At 44.7% G+C, this 16,439-nt stretch carries 15 protein-coding genes; 9 read left to right on the forward strand and 6 right to left on the reverse strand.

Annotation, left to right across the window (positions count from 1 at the left end; all coding sequences use genetic code 11):
• Positions 1–5: 5 nt before the first annotated feature.
• A complete protein-coding gene (locus tag HQM11_05140; protein ID MBF0350392.1) occupies positions 6–485 on the reverse strand; it encodes a purine-binding chemotaxis protein CheW in 480 nt (159 codons plus the stop codon).
• Between the two features lie 232 nt (positions 486–717).
• On the opposite strand from HQM11_05140, the gene HQM11_05145 reads away from it, so the two are divergent.
• From HQM11_05145 to HQM11_05175, 7 genes are all read left to right on the forward strand, one after another.
• Positions 718–1,581, forward strand: coding sequence for a protein-glutamate O-methyltransferase CheR (locus HQM11_05145; GenBank protein ID MBF0350393.1), 864 nt, complete (start codon positions 718–720; stop codon positions 1,579–1,581).
• A 65-nt stretch (positions 1,582–1,646) separates the two neighbouring features.
• Positions 1,647–2,150, forward strand: coding sequence for a chemotaxis protein CheD (locus tag HQM11_05150; GenBank protein MBF0350394.1), 504 nt, complete (start codon positions 1,647–1,649; stop codon positions 2,148–2,150).
• A gap of 15 nt (positions 2,151–2,165) precedes the next feature.
• A complete protein-coding gene (locus HQM11_05155; GenBank protein MBF0350395.1) occupies positions 2,166–2,651 on the forward strand; it encodes a hypothetical protein in 486 nt (161 codons plus the stop codon).
• Positions 2,652–2,666: 15 nt separating this feature from the next.
• The gene (locus HQM11_05160; protein ID MBF0350396.1) at positions 2,667–3,659 is read left to right on the forward strand and encodes a P-loop NTPase; all 993 of its coding nucleotides are present in this window, start codon (positions 2,667–2,669) and stop codon (positions 3,657–3,659) included.
• A gap of 12 nt (positions 3,660–3,671) precedes the next feature.
• Positions 3,672–4,727 (forward strand): chemotaxis response regulator protein-glutamate methylesterase, encoded by a 1,056-nt coding sequence (locus HQM11_05165; protein MBF0350397.1) that lies wholly within the window; start codon positions 3,672–3,674, stop codon positions 4,725–4,727.
• Positions 4,724–5,617, forward strand: coding sequence for a response regulator (locus tag HQM11_05170; protein ID MBF0350398.1), 894 nt, complete (start codon positions 4,724–4,726; stop codon positions 5,615–5,617). The genes HQM11_05165 and HQM11_05170 overlap by 4 nt, the downstream gene beginning before the upstream one ends.
• A 125-nt stretch (positions 5,618–5,742) precedes the next feature.
• Positions 5,743–6,390, forward strand: coding sequence for a hypothetical protein (locus HQM11_05175; protein ID MBF0350399.1), 648 nt, complete (start codon positions 5,743–5,745; stop codon positions 6,388–6,390).
• Position 6,391: 1 nt separating this feature from the next.
• Here HQM11_05175 and HQM11_05180 read toward each other — a convergent pair whose 3' ends face one another.
• From HQM11_05180 to HQM11_05195, 4 genes are all read right to left on the reverse strand, one after another.
• Positions 6,392–7,144 carry a response regulator gene (locus HQM11_05180; protein ID MBF0350400.1) on the reverse strand — a complete coding sequence of 251 codons (753 nt, stop codon included), beginning with the start codon at positions 7,142–7,144 and terminating at the stop codon, positions 6,392–6,394.
• A 71-nt stretch (positions 7,145–7,215) separates the two neighbouring features.
• A complete protein-coding gene (locus HQM11_05185) occupies positions 7,216–10,041 on the reverse strand; it encodes a HAMP domain-containing protein (GenBank protein ID MBF0350401.1) in 2,826 nt (941 codons plus the stop codon).
• A 258-nt stretch (positions 10,042–10,299) separates the two neighbouring features.
• Positions 10,300–10,800 carry a chemotaxis protein CheW gene (locus HQM11_05190; protein MBF0350402.1) on the reverse strand — a complete coding sequence of 167 codons (501 nt, stop codon included), beginning with the start codon at positions 10,798–10,800 and terminating at the stop codon, positions 10,300–10,302.
• Positions 10,801–14,325 (reverse strand): hybrid sensor histidine kinase/response regulator, encoded by a 3,525-nt coding sequence (locus HQM11_05195; protein ID MBF0350403.1) that lies wholly within the window; start codon positions 14,323–14,325, stop codon positions 10,801–10,803. It lies immediately after the preceding gene.
• Positions 14,326–14,475: 150 nt separating this feature from the next.
• Here HQM11_05195 and HQM11_05200 point away from each other — a divergent pair, with 150 nt between their 5' ends.
• Entirely contained in the window at positions 14,476–14,775 is a 300-nt protein-coding gene (locus tag HQM11_05200; protein ID MBF0350404.1) for a hypothetical protein, read from the forward strand.
• A 168-nt stretch (positions 14,776–14,943) separates the two neighbouring features.
• Here the strand turns inward: HQM11_05200 and HQM11_05205 are convergent, their stop codons facing one another.
• Positions 14,944–15,261: a hypothetical protein gene (locus HQM11_05205; GenBank protein MBF0350405.1), complete on the reverse strand. Its 318-nt coding sequence runs from the start codon at positions 15,259–15,261 to the stop codon at positions 14,944–14,946.
• A 279-nt stretch (positions 15,262–15,540) separates the two neighbouring features.
• Here HQM11_05205 and HQM11_05210 point away from each other — a divergent pair, with 279 nt between their 5' ends.
• Positions 15,541–16,416, forward strand: coding sequence for a YicC family protein (locus HQM11_05210; GenBank protein ID MBF0350406.1), 876 nt, complete (start codon positions 15,541–15,543; stop codon positions 16,414–16,416).
• Positions 16,417–16,439 lie beyond the last annotated feature (23 nt).

Raw genomic sequence — 16,439 nt, forward strand, 5'->3', positions numbered from 1 at the left:
AGTTGTCAGTGTGTTGAAGGCTGACGTTCCACCACGCGTTCAATATTCATGAGCACAATCACTTTTTCCTGAATTTTCCCCAAACCTTCCATGAATTTCTGGGTGGAAGGGTGGTTGGTTGATGGCGGTGGTTGAATGAGAGAGTCAGGAATGTTCATCACTTCGGAAACCCGATCCACAATCAAACCGACAAAGGCATCTTTCAACTGAACAACAATAATGCAGGTCCGGTCATCATACTCCCGTTCCAGCATGTTAAAACGCAGACGCACATCCATCACAGGAATCACCTGTCCTCTTAAATTAATGACACCTTTGATATAAGGTTCTACATCAGGAACATCGGTGACTTTCTGAATTCCGATAATTTCGAGAACATAGCGAATGGCGATGCCATAGGTCTGTTCAGCCAGGGTAAAAGTGAGGTACATGCCTGACATTGCATCTTCATCCTCTGTTGCCCCGTTGACTTGGTTATTGTTCATAATCATCTCCGATTTCACATAATACTGGAATAAATCACATTTAGTATCTACTTATCAAAGTATTTCCAACTAGTTCAAGCCCAATTTAAAACTTTATCCCCGGAATTTAACTTAATTTATTCCATGCCTGAGAAACTCTGAATTTTTTACTATCACTTTGCGAGTGTAATTGCTATAGAGGGGAAAAAACTTACAATAAGTTGGCTTTCCATCATTTTTCAGCACAGCGGACATGACTCAAACCAGCACCAGCGCACCTTTTGAATCTATTGGTATCTCAGCGGAAGAATTCAAGTTGTTTCAACAATTCATCTATGAGCGTGTCGGAATCAATCTTTCTGAACAAAAACAGGGATTACTGGTCACACGACTGAACAAACATATTAAAAAACTGGGATTACGAAGTTTCAGGGACTACTATGACTATCTGACAAGAGATACCACAGGGCATGAACTGAGTGAACTGATCAATCAGGTATCCACCAATCATACCTTTTTCTTCAGGGAAAAAGCCCATTTTGATTTTATGACAGAAGCAGTATTGCCGCAAATCACGCAGACCCTGAGCAGTCGTGGCGAACTTGATTTGAGGGTCTGGTGTGCGGCCTCTTCAACGGGTGAAGAACCCTATGGACTGGGGATGACTCTGATGGAGTTTCTGGGCGACAGATATTCTTCATGGAGTGCTGGTTTGCTCGCCACGGATGTTTCCAGCCAGGCTCTTGAAACAGCGCAGAACGGCTTTTATTCCGATGACCGGGTGGCTTCAGTGCCAGCGCATTTGAAAGCCAAATACTTTATCAGAGTTGATGAAACCACATGGCAGGTCAAACCACATCTACGGAAAGAGATCACCTACCGCCGGTTCAATCTGATGAATAAAACCTTCCCGTTCAGAAAACCGTTCCATATCATTTTTTGTCGCAATGTGTTGATTTATTTTGATCAGCAGACGGTGGAGGAACTGATCCACAGAATGTATACCTGGACTGCTCCGGGTGGTTATTTGTTTGTGGGGCATTCCGAATCACTGGGACGAATCAATAATCCATACCGTTACATCAAACCTTCTGTTTATCGAAAGGATGGTTTATGAGTGGAGCGACATGTCTGCTGAAAAATTGAGTTTTTTGTTTCATTCAACATGCGGGGGAAAAACTGATGTTTGCCACTGATTTGAAAAACATGAATGAGGTGGTGATAGGTCTGGGAGATATGGCCGTTGTGTCCGGGCCTGGAAAATCGATCAAAACGTTCGCGCTGGGGTCGTGTGTCGCCGTGATCCTGACAGCTCCACAGCAACAGATTGCGGGAATGGTTCATATTGTGCTTCCTGATTCAAGGATTGATGCCGCCAAAGCAAAAATCAAACCCGGATATTATGCGGATACAGCGATTCCGCTGTTGATTCAGAAGATGCGACAGGCAGGTGCCCGTGACGCTATGGTATGTAAAATCGCCGGTGGCGGGAAAATGGTTCAGTCGGTAGAAACGTTCAATATCGGAGAAAAAAACTACCTGGCCGCAGAAGAACTGTTGCGTAATTCAGGACTTTCCCTGGCCGCCAGGGACGTGGGAGGTGTATTGAGCAGAACGGTTTCTGTGTCATCCACAAGCGGGCAAATACTGCTTTCTTGTCCGGGTTATCAGGAGTGGCATTTATAATTACGGAGTTGCTTTGTGAAGTCATTGATTGATAAGGCTTTTTCATTAAAAATCGCATATTTTTTCCAGAATATTGCCAACGAGGAATTGCGAAATTATTTCTATCAGGAACTGCACCGTCAACTGACGGATCTGGAAAAAATCTGGTCTTCCATTGAATATTTTGATGATCAGCAATTAAATTCTCAGGAACTGGAGGATTATCAGTATAAAATTGAACGACTGCTGTTCAGACTCGAAGAAATTCAATATTTTATCGAGACCACTACGGGTCCTGCGATTGTCAAATTTATCTGTTCTGAAATTGGTAATCTTGTTTCGGAAAAACGTTTTCTTGGAACAAAATGGACTGCTGAAGAAAAAGAAAGCATCGGGGTCGTGTTTACGGTGATGAATACGTTTTACCTGCCTGAAGTCATGGACCTGACTGTACACACAGTGGATGATGTTTCCAAAGCCCTGCGCACGGCGATGCAGCCCTTGTTGACAGACATCCTGTAATTTTTGAGGAACCCATTGGAAAACGCTTCTGGAATCATTATTCCCGTCGCAAGTGGAAAAGGCGGTGTGGGAAAAAGTGTTCTGACCGCTAATCTTGCCATCAGTCTGGCTGAAGCCGGATACTCCACCATTGCCATCGATCTGGATCTGGGCGGTTCCAATCTGCATTCCTATCTTGGACTGTCCAACGATTTTGCGGGAATTGGCGATTATGTACGTGCCAGAACCGCCTCCCTAGAGGATTTGCTGATTCCAACAGGAACAACCAACCTCCGGATCATTCCAGGGGATGTCCGTACACCGATGATGGCAAATTTTCATCATGCCCAGAAAATAAAATTGATCAACGACATCAAAAAACTGGAGGCTCATTACATTTTACTCGATCTCGGTGCCGGCAGTTCGTTCAATACCCTGGATATGTTTGGAATGTCCTCAAGGAGTCTACTGATCACGACTCCGGAATATCCGGCAATCATGAATATGCAGATGTTTCTGAAAAATTTTATTTTCAGAAGAATTGAGGGCCTGGTCAAATCCAGGAGTATTCTGTTGAATCTGGTCCATCACCTGTTTGCGTTACCTCACACGGAGGTAGTTTCGGTGGAACGAATTTGCCGCGAAATTGAAACTCGGGACAGGGACATCGCACAAAAAATCAGAACGCTGTGTGCGACCTATCGCCCACGAATTATCTACAACATGGGGCAACATTATGAGGACGTGAACGTCGCTCAAAAAATTGACAAAAGCCTGTACCAGATGTTATCCATGGAAATTGATCATTTTGGTTTTGTTTTTTCTGACTCGGAGGTCACGTCCTCAACACGTGGAAAAACGCCATTGTTGCGCTATCACCGAGACAGTGTGGTGGCTCAAAATATTATTGAAATCGCGGATAGAATTATTCGGTTGTGGCCCAAAAAACTTTCAGCATCCTCGGAACGGCTATACCAGAATGCTCAAAAAAATTATGAACAGTGGTTTCACGGTGACTCATTCCAGTAATAAAAGGACCTCATGGCAAAAAAAATTCGAGTTCTGGTCGTTGATGATTCAGCCTTGGTGCGTCAGATTCTGACGCAGGGGCTGAACAATGATCCTGATATAGAAGTGGTGGGAAGCGCTCCTGATCCTTATGTCGCCCGGGATAAAATTGTAGAATTGACCCCGGATGTGCTCACGCTGGACGTGGAAATGCCACGGATGGATGGTGTGGAGTTCTTACGAAAACTGATGCCGCAATTTCCTATGCCTGTTGTCATTGTGAGTTCGCTCGCGGAGCGTGGTTGCAAAATCACACTGGATGCCCTCGATGCCGGTGCCGTGGATTTTGTGACCAAGCCCAGTTCGAACGTGATGGGCGGACTGAGCGCTATGATGGGTGAATTGTGTGCTAAAGTGAAGGTTGCGGCTAAAGTGGATGTCAGCCACTGGAAAGGTCGGACCGTTGTCGCCCCGAAAGCCAGAATCGCAAGTCATGCGCTGTCAGTTTCTACCGACAAAGTCATTGCTATTGGCGCGTCTACCGGAGGCACAGAGGCTTTGCGTAAAGTGCTGGAACGTCTTCCTGCAGATATCCCCGGGATTGTGATAGTACAGCACATGCCTCCCAAATTCACCAAAATGTTTGCTGACCGGTTGAATGATGTTTGCGCGATTGATGTCAAAGAAGCACAGAATGGGGACCGGATCATCAAAGGTCTGGCTCTGGTGGCCCCGGGGGATGCCCACATGACGGTTATTCGTTCTGGCGGAACCTATGTCGTTGATTGTACTCCCGGAGAAAAAGTTTGTGGCCACTGCCCCTCTGTTGAAGTAATGTTCAATTCTGTTGCCAAATATGTGGGCGCTAACGCTGTTGGCGTGATGCTTACAGGAATGGGCCGTGACGGAGCTGACGCGATGCTCAACATGAGAAAAGCCGGTGCCAGAACAATGGCACAGGATGAAAAAAGTAGTGTTGTATTCGGGATGCCCAAAGAAGCGTATGAACGCGGTGGTGCTGAAAAACTGGTTTCTCTGGATAATATTCCCGAAGCCCTCATTCAACTGCTTAACCAAAAAACGCCATGAATATTTTATTGCAGGATGATGAAGCTCTGTTGCTCGAACAACTGGGACAGTACCTTAAAATGTTGGGGCATCATGTCACTTTGGCCTCAAATGGACAGGAGGGCTGGAATGTTTATTCGGCTCAACCAAATGCGTTTGATGTTATTATCAGTGATATCAAGATGCCTCGTCTTTCAGGTCTCGATTTTCTGCAAAAACTCCGTCGTGAAAATTTCAAAACTCCCATTATTTTCATGACAGGTCATGCGGATCTCAACGCGGCGGTTACTGCCATAAAACTGGGTGCGTTTGATTTTATTCTCAAACCTTTCAAACTGAACTTCCTCAGAGAAAGTCTGGATAAACTTCAAATCTATAAAATTCCAGTGAATGATTTGAAGGAAATCATGAAAAAGCCTGAAATTGATATTCAGTTAACAATCGACAGCAACACCAGGCTTATTTCGGCAGTGTCACAATATTTCCAGAACATGATTGAACCGTTATGCAGAGTTTATGATATCAGCATTTACCAGATCAATCTTTGTCTGGTCGAATCGTTATCCAATGCGATTATTCATGGGAATTTAATGGTGCCTTCGACGTATCGGGAGAATTCCTATGAAATCTACATGGAGGAAATCAAAAAACGTGAACAGGCTCCGGAATATTTATCCAGGCAGGTGATTCTGGGGTGTCGGGTGCGAGATCATGTCCTCACTCTGAAAATTCAGGATCATGGCACTGGCTTTAATTGGAGCAAACTGCCTCTGTATGATCCCTTGAGTCTGGCTGTGCATGGCAGAGGAATCCTGATCATGAAAACGACTATGGATGCCATCGAATGGAATGAAACCGGCAATTGTGTGACGATGACCAAAAATCTGAAACCTGCTGAGCAATCCTCTTAATTCTCAAGTAAACCACTGTATCATTGAAAAACCATCAAATTCATAATTTTTGATTCTGGAAAGGCCATTTTTTGCATGGCTTGTTTCAGACTGTTTTGCTTGTCAATTTTTTCCTGATGATGTCAATGAAATATTTTTTCCTCATTTCGGGAATGTTGTGTTTTGGTATGTCTCTGGTTTCGGGAGCTGAACCCCCCCGGAAAATGGCAAGCGCCGAGTATTATGTTGTCGGGGTATCTCCACTGATTAGACGTTATGAAGGTTTGTCCGCGACACCATTGCGGTTTGGAATGTTCGTCAATCAGCATGATATGATGGGCCTGGAAACTGGCAGCGGATCTTTCAGAGCAAAATCAGAGGGGGAGACCAAGAATCTTGATTACAGCACTCTTGGTGTTTATTACCGTTTTTTCCTGGGGGATGCCCTCAATGCGATGGCTGGCTTTTTTCAGAGAGTGGTCTCCGGGAATATGACGTTCAAAGGGGATGATGTCACGTCTTCCGCACAGACCGCCTTGAGCGTTGAGACCAATCTGATTGGCTGGAGTGTCGGTCATCAGTGGTTGTTTGAAGGGGGCGCTGTACTCGGTGTGGACTGGGTTTATGGCTCAGCACTGATTTACCATAACAGTTCTGTTTCCATTCAGACGTCTTCTCTTACCGTAGAACGCAAGGCCACTATCCATAAAAGACTCCAATCAATTGCTGACAATGCCATTGATGAAACAATTCCTGCCGGTGTCTTGATGATGACCTTCGGACTTTCCTTTTGATTCAAACATTCGGCATATATTGCTGAATAAGCGCCGCAATGCCCTGTGAACGAAGAATTTTAGTGGTATATTCTATTTTGGCCACAGTTCCATCAGCATGTCTTCCGGCGGATGAAACCATTCCCTTGACTGGATCAAACCATCCCGCATTCTGGTCATTCGCGAGTTGAAACTGTACCCGACTTCCAATTCCCAACTCCAATTCAGAAACAATCTGACATTCCTTGAGCGATAATTCCAGACAGAGTCCATTGGTCGTTTTATGTCCAGAGGTGATCTGAACAGCAATCTCCACTTTGACCTTGGCGTTTTCCATTTCAAGTTTGCGTCGTTTGATTTTTGAGGCCTCTTCAATCGCGGGTTTGAGAGAGTCCCAGGCAAAGGGTTTGCACAGGTTGAGATCAGCCCCCAATTGAAGGGAATTTTGCTGATATTCCTCATTTTGATCGGGCAACAGCATGATAATGACAGTTTCATGAAATTTCTTTTCCTGGGTAATTTGATGCAGTAATTTCAGGCCATGCACGTCAGGCAATTCAAAATTACAGAAAATCACCCCCATCTCTCTGTTTGCTTTCAGGATCATCAGGGCGTCTTTGGCACTTTCGGCCTCAACGATCTGGGTAATTCCTGCATTTTTGAGTGTACGAATCATGGCTCGACGCAAGGCACCATTCTGCTCAATGATTAAATAACTTTTTTTACGAAGTTCCGGTTCAAGCAATGATTCATTATTTGAGTTTTCAACAGGCATAACTCCTTTCAAATTGGCTAACAGCTCTTTTCAGTAGAGACGCACGATCGTTCGTCTCTACAATTTCTATTTTATAATCGAACTTCTTCTTCCAGCGAATTGACCAAGGTGCTGAGTTGTTCCACAACGACCTTCAACACATTGGCGGCTTCCTCACCACTGAGAATGTTGGTGCGGGTATCTTCGATGGTTTTGGCAACCACCTGAATGTTATTCACGACTTCTTCCACGGAATGCGCGGCATCCGACATGGCACGAGCAATGTCGTTGGTGGTTGAAGACTGCTCTTCTGTGGCACTGCTGACACTTTCCGAAATTTCGTTCATTTCTGAAATCACTTCACTGACGCTGGCAATGGATGAAATCGCATGGGTTACATCACGCTGAATGGTAAGAATACTGGAGGTGATGTCCTCTGTCGCCTGGGCCGTTTGTTGTGCCAGAAGTTTCACTTCTCTGGCAACCACCGCAAACCCTTTTCCGGCGTCGCCCGCAGAAGCGGCTTCAATGGTCGCGTTGAGCGCGAGCAGGTTTGTCTGTTGGGCAATCCGATGGATAACGCCTGTGACGTTGCCAATCTGTTCCGAGTTTTTGCCAAGATCTGTCACAATGTCTCGAGCCTCACGACTGGCCTGAACGGCCTTCTTGGAAATTTCAGCGCTATCCGCAACACTGTTGGCAATTTCTTTGGTCGTGACAGACATTTCTTCAACAGCGGTGGCGATACCACTTACATTGGAATTGATTTCCTGAATGGCGGTTAGAACACTATTGGTCTGATTGTTGGTGACACCAGAGAAATGTACCATTTTTTCCACGGTATCCGTCATATCCCGGGAAGATTTTTCTACAAGTTGGGCAATTTCCTTGAGTTCAACACTGATGTCCTTGAGTCGATGAATTTGTCGGGATTCTTCGTCGCGGGCATGTTGCAGACTGTTGATCATGTTTTTGAGTCCATGAGACAATTCTTCGAGCGAACTGTCTTCAAAATCAGGTATTTTGACCGAATAATTCCCCTGTCCAACCGCCTGAACAAACTTTTTAAGATTTTCCACCCGTTCAGCCTGTTTGGAGGCCTGTTTTTGTTGCTGTATCTGGATTTCTTTCTGATTCCGTTCGTTGTGCCGCAAATCTGTCACTACATTCCATGAAAACATGGGTCCCTGATATTCCACATTTTTATCGTAAACTGGTGACGTGGTGATGGCAAAAATGTCTTTGTCAATCTGGACTTCTGTGGTCAATGATTTGCCACGGGATTTCTGGAGTTCTGAAATAATATGCGTGTCCTGAACAATATCCTGCCAGAGATGACCAATGACTTCTGACGGTGGAAAGGGCAGAGTATGAGCAAGGCGTTCCATCAACTGCATTCCCGTCCGGTTGATAAAGCGGATGATGTCTTTTCTGTCAGCGATCATCATGGCCAGGGGGACATTTTCCACCATGGAATTGATTTGAACCATATGTCGCTGGAGTTCTTCCTGTTCTTCCTGATCGGATTTCCATTGCAACAGCATTTCATTCAATCCATCTGACAGTTTTGCCAGAATAGGATCATCAAAATATGGAATCTGCGCTTCAAAATCTTTTTTCTTGATCCGTTCAATCTGCAATAACATGGCATCCATTTCATCATACAGATCACGCGATTTCTGATGTTCAAAAACGTAGGCGTTTTCCAGTTTGGCAACCATTTCACTCAGGGACAGGGCCAAGGCGCCGAGTTCATCTTTCTGATTGAAATAGATTCTGAGATTTTTTTCGCCATCGCCCACTCGTTGAGTGAAATCATAAAGTTGGGTGATCGGTTTGATGATTATGAGGTAAATGGTAATCAGGGAAATGATGAGTGCGCCCAAAACGGAAAGGGCATAAATCAGATGCAGGAAATTCAACTGCCCGAGTCCGGATTTCAAAATCCGTTGATGTTTGGCCATTGAGGCCATCTGGAACTGGATAACATTCTCAAATTCTTTAAGCCAGTTGGATGTTTTTTCTTCGATGGTCGCAAGATTGTGTTCCTGGTAATTGCCATCAAAAAACGCAAACAGGGGTTCCAGATTCGTCAGGTTCTGTTTGATGGAGTTGAACTGATTATAACGCTTTCGGCCTTCCAGCGGTTGATAGCGTTGATCCAGTTCATTGACCAGCATGTTGAGTTGCTTGCCTGATTCTTTCAGTTTCTGATATTCGTTACTGGAAAAGCTCCATTTTTGCAGCATGGTGATCTGGAAATGGAGGATATTCTGCATTTCCAGAAGTTGTGCCATGATATTTTCAGGAACAGCAACCGAGGCTTCTGTCTGTATCAGTTCCTGAATGCCAACAAACAGGTTCTCCATTTTTTTAACGATGCCTGTCCCCGGAAAATCCTGCTGGATTTTGAAATACAAACCGTTGATGGCTTCCAGTTGTGCCAGCAATTGAACAATTCGCACATTGAAATCGGTGTCATCCGCTGTTTTCGCCTGCTCTTTCAAATGGCCTGAAAGCCGTTCGATGTTGTTCCAGGTCAGTGACTGCTGTGCCTGAAAAGTGGAATCACCGGTCTGAATCCATTGCCGCAGGGTGGTCATGGCATACAGCAGTTCACGTTGCAGGGCCTGCGCTTCAATGATCGCGGGAACCAGTTTTTCATGCAGAGTTACATTGTTCTCAGAGACTTGTGACAACTGAACATTGGTATAAAAAATCAGTACACCAAGAATCAGTGAAAAAGTGCCACCAAGTCCAATGAGTTTCCACCAGAGACTGGTGCGGGCCTGGTATTTTTTAATAACAGGCGATTGACTGAACTCATTCTGCCGTGCATGTGTGTCGAGTGAATGCAGAGACGGTTTTTCCTGCACTGCCTTCGATGAGTTGGTAGAAGGCAAGTTTTCAGTGACCATGATTTCCTCCATCAAGGTGCGGATTTCTGCTGATAATGCGAATTAGGCGTTGAAATAGCATGTTATTCCGGGTTTGTTACGGAATCCAGTGGCCTGCTGAGATTTTCGGGATGCCGGATCAAGTCCGGCATGACACATTTATCAATAAATCCTTGCAAAATCACAGGGTGCTATACATTTTATCAATTAAGCCATAAGGCTTTGTTTATTCTGAATTTTGCCCCATGCATGAAAACATGAAGTGCGTGCGGAGCTGTGTCATTCAAATTGCAACAAGGTCATCGGATTCAGGATAATCATGATTTCTTTTTGAAACTGGAATACGCCCTGAACCAGATTTTGTCCGATTTCCGCGTCTTTTACCCGCAACATTTCCAATCCTTCCATCTGAACTTCAGGATTATAGGTCTCAATCAGATTGCTCTGAACTCTAATGACATCCTGAAGAGAATCGACAAGAATGCCGGAAAATTCCATTTCATCGCTTTTGAATAAAATAATCCGATGGTGTTCATCAATCATAATGGGTGGAAAGCCGAAACAGTTTCTTAAATCAAAAATGAGATAAACCTCGCCCCTGATGTTCACAAGTCCTTTCACATTGGCCGGTGAATGTGGCACAGGACTGATATGCAATTCCTGATTGATTTCCTTGACATACCGAATGTTCACTCCATAGAGATATCCGGCAATCCTGAAGGTACAGATTTGCTGAATATCTTCGCCTTTTGTATCTGATTCCTGTTCAGAAATTAACATTTAAACCGTTTCTATTTGATGTTCCAAAATTTTATTCATGCAATCTTTTAGCCCCGTCCGGTTGAGTTTGGTCAAAACCTCATTGAAGCCCGCCTGTAGAATCTGCTCAGGTGGCGCTTTTTCTGAAATTGCAATCAGGAAACTGTTTTGGGATGCCAGACTGTCATGCAGGAGTTGAGTGATTTCTCTGGTAGTCTGATGTTCCATCTGGTTGTCCAGTTGAACAATGATCGCATGAAAGCGGGCGCCCGCATCCAGAATTCTCAAGCCCTCCTTCAAGGTGTTCACGCCGACAACTTTATGCCGATCATTCCTCAAATAGCTTTTGATGACCGTGTGATACATGGGGGATGGTTCGATCAGCAAAATTTCCAGATGTTTCTGATAAACCGGTCGCGACTGAAACCATTCAGCATCCATCAGTTCCATGAGTGCATAAAAATCAAGAAAAATGCTGAGACGTTCCTCAAAAATAAAACTGCCCAATGTGCCGGGTTCCAGACAGGCTTCAAGATTGAGATCAGCCGAGACTGCGGCAATATCAATCAAGGATTGTGCCAGTATGCCGCAAGGGCGCGGAGCATTTTTGGCAACAATCAGAAAGGCTTCGTTATTGATGGGGGTGACAGGAGATACATTCATGAGATGGTCCAGTCGCAAAACGCGATAAACCACCTCATTGATGGTCAGAAGTTCACGATTACCGATGTATTCAATCCGTTCTATCTGGACTTGCTCAACCCGTGAAATCAAGGGCAGAGCCACTGCGAATTGTTCTGTTTCTCCGGTGCGGAAGAACAGCAGATTCTGAATTTCTTCCTCTTCACCCAGTACCTTCTGTTCCCTGACCAGATTGTGGAACTGCAAACCTGAGTGTTTGATAATGCCCGCAATGTCCAGAATCAGTGCCACCTGTCCGTCTCCCATGATGGTCGCGCCAGAAAAGCAACGGCAATTTTTCAGACGGGAATGCAGGGGTTTGACCACGATTTCCTCAGTATCGAGAACGCTGTCCACGATCAACCCGAACTGATGGATTCCGTTTCTCAGGACAATGATCATTTTTTCATCCTGCATGGACATGTCATAGGTTTGAGATAATTGCTGGTTGGTGCGATAGAGTGTCTGCTGGTTGCGAAAGTCATCCACAATTTTACGGTGTTCGAAGCGTTTGAGCGGTTCTTGATGGTTTAAAATATGCGTCAGATGGATCAGGGGTAACAGTTCATCCCTTAAACGGTAAAATTGAGTGTCCTGAATGACTTCAATCTTTTCAAAGACTTCCTCATTGTGCAGACAGACCACTTCCACCAGTTCTGTTTGTGGAATGGCAAAACGTTGATTATTGTTCATGGTGATCAGTGTCGGCATGATGGCCATGGTCAGAGGCAACGAGATTTCAATACGTGTTCCGATATTTTCCCGTGAGCGCAGATGGATGAAGCCGCCAAGTTGTTCAATGTTTCTCCGCACCACATCCATTCCGACGCCACGTCCTGAAACATTGGTGACTCGTTCTGCCGTAGAAAATCCCGGATGAAATACAAGATTCAGCAAATCCCGTTCGGACATGACATCGAGTTGTGCGGTCGTGAACAATCCTTTTTCAACAGCCTTTGCCTTGATTTTATGGAGCGACATCCCTTTGCCGTCATCACTGATCTCAAGCAAAACCATTCCTTCTTCATGGGATGCTTTTAACAGAATTTTTCCAACATCAGGTTTTTTCGCCCTTCGGCGCTCTTCGGGCAACTCAATCCCGTGATCTGCCGCATTGCGAATCAGATGGGTCAACGGATCAGACAAAGATTCCAATATAGTCCGGTCCAGTTCGACATCCTGTCCCTCCAGTTGAAGTTCAATCTTTTTATTGAGATTTCGGGAAAGATCCCTGACGATTCTGGGAAATTTACTGAATACATTGTTAATGGACTGCATACGGGTGCGGGTGATATTTTCCTGGAGTTCACTGGTCACCAGATTCAACCGCTGGGTAATGACCTTCATTTTTTCCAGGCTCATGTTTTCTATCACCTGCAACTGTTGATTGCGAATCAGAACAAGTTCTCCTGCCAACCCCATCAGACGATTTAACAGCGTGGTTGAAACACGAATGCTGTTTCCGGCGGTTGATGCTGCTGGAACGTTTGTTTCATCACGCACAGGGGCGCGTGATGCTGTGGGCTTGACTTCCTGCGGATGGGGTGTTGAGGGTTCACCGGATTCAACAACTGCTGTCGGAAGAGCCGGCATGTTCTGGCCTTCCAGGTAGGGGGTCACATCAATGGCTTCATCATGTTCCACATGTTCCAGCAAAACCCGGAGCAGATCCACACCACTCAGAAGTTTGGAGGTGATGTCAGGCGTGCATGGTTGGGAACCCGTTCTCAAGCGATCGAGAATATTTTCCATGATATCAGAAACCCTGGTCACTTTTACCATTCCAAAAAAACCTGCTCCACCTTTGATGGAATGCACCGATCGGAACAATTCATCAATGATGGCCTGGGGGGGTTCTCCTCCCATATTTTCTACATAAAGCAGACGTTCTTCCAGAATGGAAATGTGTTCGAAGGCCTCTGTGATGAACTCTTTGACAATTTCAGCGACTTCAATTTTTTTAGTGGGGGCTGAAGTGGTTTTGGACGGTTTCGATTTTTCAGGCTGAATTTCTACATGTTTTTCCGGGATTCTGACGCTCTTTGACGGTTGTGGTGCTTTGGGAACCAGCGCATCCATTTTTCCGGTGAGTTCCTTGATATCCTGAAGATATTTTGCGGGGTCTGAAGTCTGAAGCAGTGTCATGACACGATATTTGCTGTCGATCAGCAAATGACGAATGCTGGGATGGAACTCAATGGTTTTATGCTCAATGCCGTGAATGAGGTTTTGCAGAGCATCCCCCATGATTCTCAGATCTGGCATATTCCATAGATCTGATTTGATATTTAGAATCCTGATCAACTGTGCGAAGGCTTCATGTGCCGTGGGTTCCAGGCCTTGCTCAGGAGGATTCAGCACATTGGCATCCTTGATCTGATTGAGCAGTTTCAGTGCCTTGTCGATCAATTCTTCCACATTCTGGTTTGCGGAGGCACTGATTTGCTGGCCCATGCTCGCATGTGAGAGGTCCGGATTAAAATCCTGCCGTGCAAAATTGGCGAGGACCTCATTGATTTCCTGAGTCAGTTCTTTTTCACCTTTGTTGAAAATCTTTTCCAGCATGTTTCTGCTTTGTTCCAGCAGTCCGGTATGCATTTCAGTAGGGGGGTCTTTGGAAATCTGGATTGTTTGCAAAATCTGCTGAAATCCGCCGCACAGTCTGATCACCGCAGGCATTTTGAAGAACCCTGCCCCACCCTGAATGGCATAAATAATATCCCGAATACTTTCAAGAATGTCTCCACGTTTGGACGATGGCACTGAACCAAGTTGTTGGATCAGCGTTTTGAGACGATCCTGGTATCCAAGGCATTCCTGAATATACTGTTGTGCCAGATGTTCATTATTTCCAGATGAACTCATGCTTGACCTTCCTGATAATCAACAAACTAAAGCGCTAAACTCATGCCGCAAGTTTTTGAACTTGCAAATCCGATTGCCGGGGTACTATTTATACAGTTCAAATCGCACTGATAAAAGCAATACGAAAGAACAATTTAAGCAGGAAGCGCTATGTCAAAAAATAAATTTCCGGGAAGTTTTATAACTTTGAGCGCGGAACGTGTCGCTGAATATTTTTCAAAAGAGTGGCACAAATTCCAAAATGGACTCTCCCGAATCTATCGTGAAGACTTAGATCCGCTTCATCCTCAGGGAAATGAGGCGTTGCCCTTCTACCTGTCACATCCCAAAGTACAGGGTACTGTTAAGATGTTTAACAAAACATTGAAGAAGGCACAACAAAGATTATCAAAAGGAAATCCTCATATCCGCGATCATACGTCAACAACATCCAAAAAACATCAGGATTGATTTCTATTGTCACAGAATTATGCGCAGAAAATCATTTAGGAACGACAAAAGAATATTCAACCAACCTCTATTCTCAAGTCTGTAGAGACGTGCGAATCGCGCGTCTCTACGTGTGCCCGGCAGAAGAAATTGTTTAAAAAGGATTCTGTTTTATTTTTCGAATGTTCCTTAGTTGCAAAGGGATCTGGCGGCGAGGGATTCTTCCATTTCGATGAGACGGTCTTCAAATTCTTTCAAAGCGGTCTCAATCTGTTCTGAATATTTTCTCAACTCCTGGAGCTGTGTCATCAGAATTTTCATGGTTTGTTCTTGCTGGGGAATGCTTTCGGACTGTCCTTTTCCGCGAGAAAGCAAGGACTCACACTCCTCGGTGATATGATGCAGTTCGTCGCGGATCGCGAAAAATGAAAAACTGTTCAGTTGTTCAATTTCTTCAGGGCTTTGCTTTTGCCCGAAGGTGTTGATGATATGACGGTTGTTCCGCATATACTCAGATATTTCCTGCAAAAGATTTTCATACTTCTGGATCAATCCTTCGCAATCATTTTTGTATTTGGAAATTTCTGAGTCAGAAATTGATCCGAAATAATTTTTTACATTTTTTATCCAGTTTTTCATAACAGCATAGGGCAACTTGTGATTGGCAAAGGTCTGATATTCTGTGCCTCAGGCAGATGGTGACCGTTTCTTTAAATAAAATGCTTTAGACTGTTTGTCAATTCCTGGTTTATTAATCGATCATTGTTCACATTATAAAAAGGTATTATGGCTTATTCAATGACAGGTTTTGGAAGCGCTCAACTCAGCCGGGATGGCTGGCAATGTCAGATCGAAATCAGGTCTGTCAATTCCCGGTTTCTTGATTCCAGAATCAAACTTCCCACAGGCTTCCAGAATCTTGAACAATCGCTGAATCAAACCATCAAGGAGCATTGTTCCAGAGGAAAAGTGGACTGCACCATCAATCTGCAAAACACTGAAAATGCTGAAAACGCCTTGTGCCTCAACAAAACATTGGCCCGCCATTATGGCCAACTGGTTCGTGATTTTGAACAGACGACGGGACTTCCTGTTCAGCTTTCTCTCAGAGATCTGTTGGCGATCAAGGATCTGATTCAACTTCCCACGGTGGATGCGGAATCGCCGTTTTTTAATCAGTTGATCCAGGAATGTCTGACAGATGCAGTGCTTCAACTCAAACAGATGCGGCAAGTTGAAGGGGGAAAACTCACCGGGGATATTCAGACACGACTTAAATCCTGTGGTGGCTATCTGGATCAGATCGAACAATATGCCAAAGAATTGCCCAACTTATATTTTCAGAAAATCGCGGCACTCATTCAAACACTGGAAACCAAAGTCAATGTTGATCAGGGAAGACTGGAACAGGAAATTGCCATCCTGACCGACCGGAGCGACATCACCGAGGAAATTGTCAGATTTCGGAGTCATCTGGCCCATGTGGATGAGGTCTTTCTACAGAATGAATGTGGCAAAAAACTGGATTTTCTGCTGCAGGAATTGAATCGTGAAACCAATACCATTGGTTCCAAGGCCGGACATCAGGGAATCAGTCAATTGGTGATTCTAATCAAAAGTGAACTTGAAAAAATCAGGGAGCAAATACAAAATCTGGAATAGTAAAACCTTAACCCTTTAGATGG

The sequence above is a fragment of the SAR324 cluster bacterium genome, from assembly GCA_015232315.1.
Lineage (GTDB): Bacteria > SAR324 > SAR324 > SAR324 > NAC60-12 > JADFZZ01.

What these genes read in the sequence shown, in the direction of transcription:
- HQM11_05195 (MBF0350403.1), bottom strand. Translation starts at nt 14,325, where the DNA reads ATGAGTTCATCTGGAAATAATGAACATCTGGCACAACAGTATATTCAG.
- HQM11_05140 (MBF0350392.1), bottom strand. Translation starts at nt 485, where the DNA reads ATGAACAATAACCAAGTCAACGGGGCAACAGAGGATGAAGATGCAATG.
- HQM11_05175 (MBF0350399.1), top strand. Translation starts at nt 5,743, where the DNA reads ATGAAATATTTTTTCCTCATTTCGGGAATGTTGTGTTTTGGTATGTCT.
- HQM11_05180 (MBF0350400.1), bottom strand. Translation starts at nt 7,144, where the DNA reads ATGCCTGTTGAAAACTCAAATAATGAATCATTGCTTGAACCGGAACTT.
- HQM11_05210 (MBF0350406.1), top strand. Translation starts at nt 15,541, where the DNA reads ATGGCTTATTCAATGACAGGTTTTGGAAGCGCTCAACTCAGCCGGGAT.
- HQM11_05150 (MBF0350394.1), top strand. Translation starts at nt 1,647, where the DNA reads ATGTTTGCCACTGATTTGAAAAACATGAATGAGGTGGTGATAGGTCTG.
- HQM11_05185 (MBF0350401.1), bottom strand. Translation starts at nt 10,041, where the DNA reads ATGGTCACTGAAAACTTGCCTTCTACCAACTCATCGAAGGCAGTGCAG.
- HQM11_05190 (MBF0350402.1), bottom strand. Translation starts at nt 10,800, where the DNA reads ATGTTAATTTCTGAACAGGAATCAGATACAAAAGGCGAAGATATTCAG.
- HQM11_05145 (MBF0350393.1), top strand. Translation starts at nt 718, where the DNA reads ATGACTCAAACCAGCACCAGCGCACCTTTTGAATCTATTGGTATCTCA.
- HQM11_05200 (MBF0350404.1), top strand. Translation starts at nt 14,476, where the DNA reads ATGTCAAAAAATAAATTTCCGGGAAGTTTTATAACTTTGAGCGCGGAA.
- HQM11_05165 (MBF0350397.1), top strand. Translation starts at nt 3,672, where the DNA reads ATGGCAAAAAAAATTCGAGTTCTGGTCGTTGATGATTCAGCCTTGGTG.
- HQM11_05170 (MBF0350398.1), top strand. Translation starts at nt 4,724, where the DNA reads ATGAATATTTTATTGCAGGATGATGAAGCTCTGTTGCTCGAACAACTG.
- HQM11_05205 (MBF0350405.1), bottom strand. Translation starts at nt 15,261, where the DNA reads ATGCGGAACAACCGTCATATCATCAACACCTTCGGGCAAAAGCAAAGC.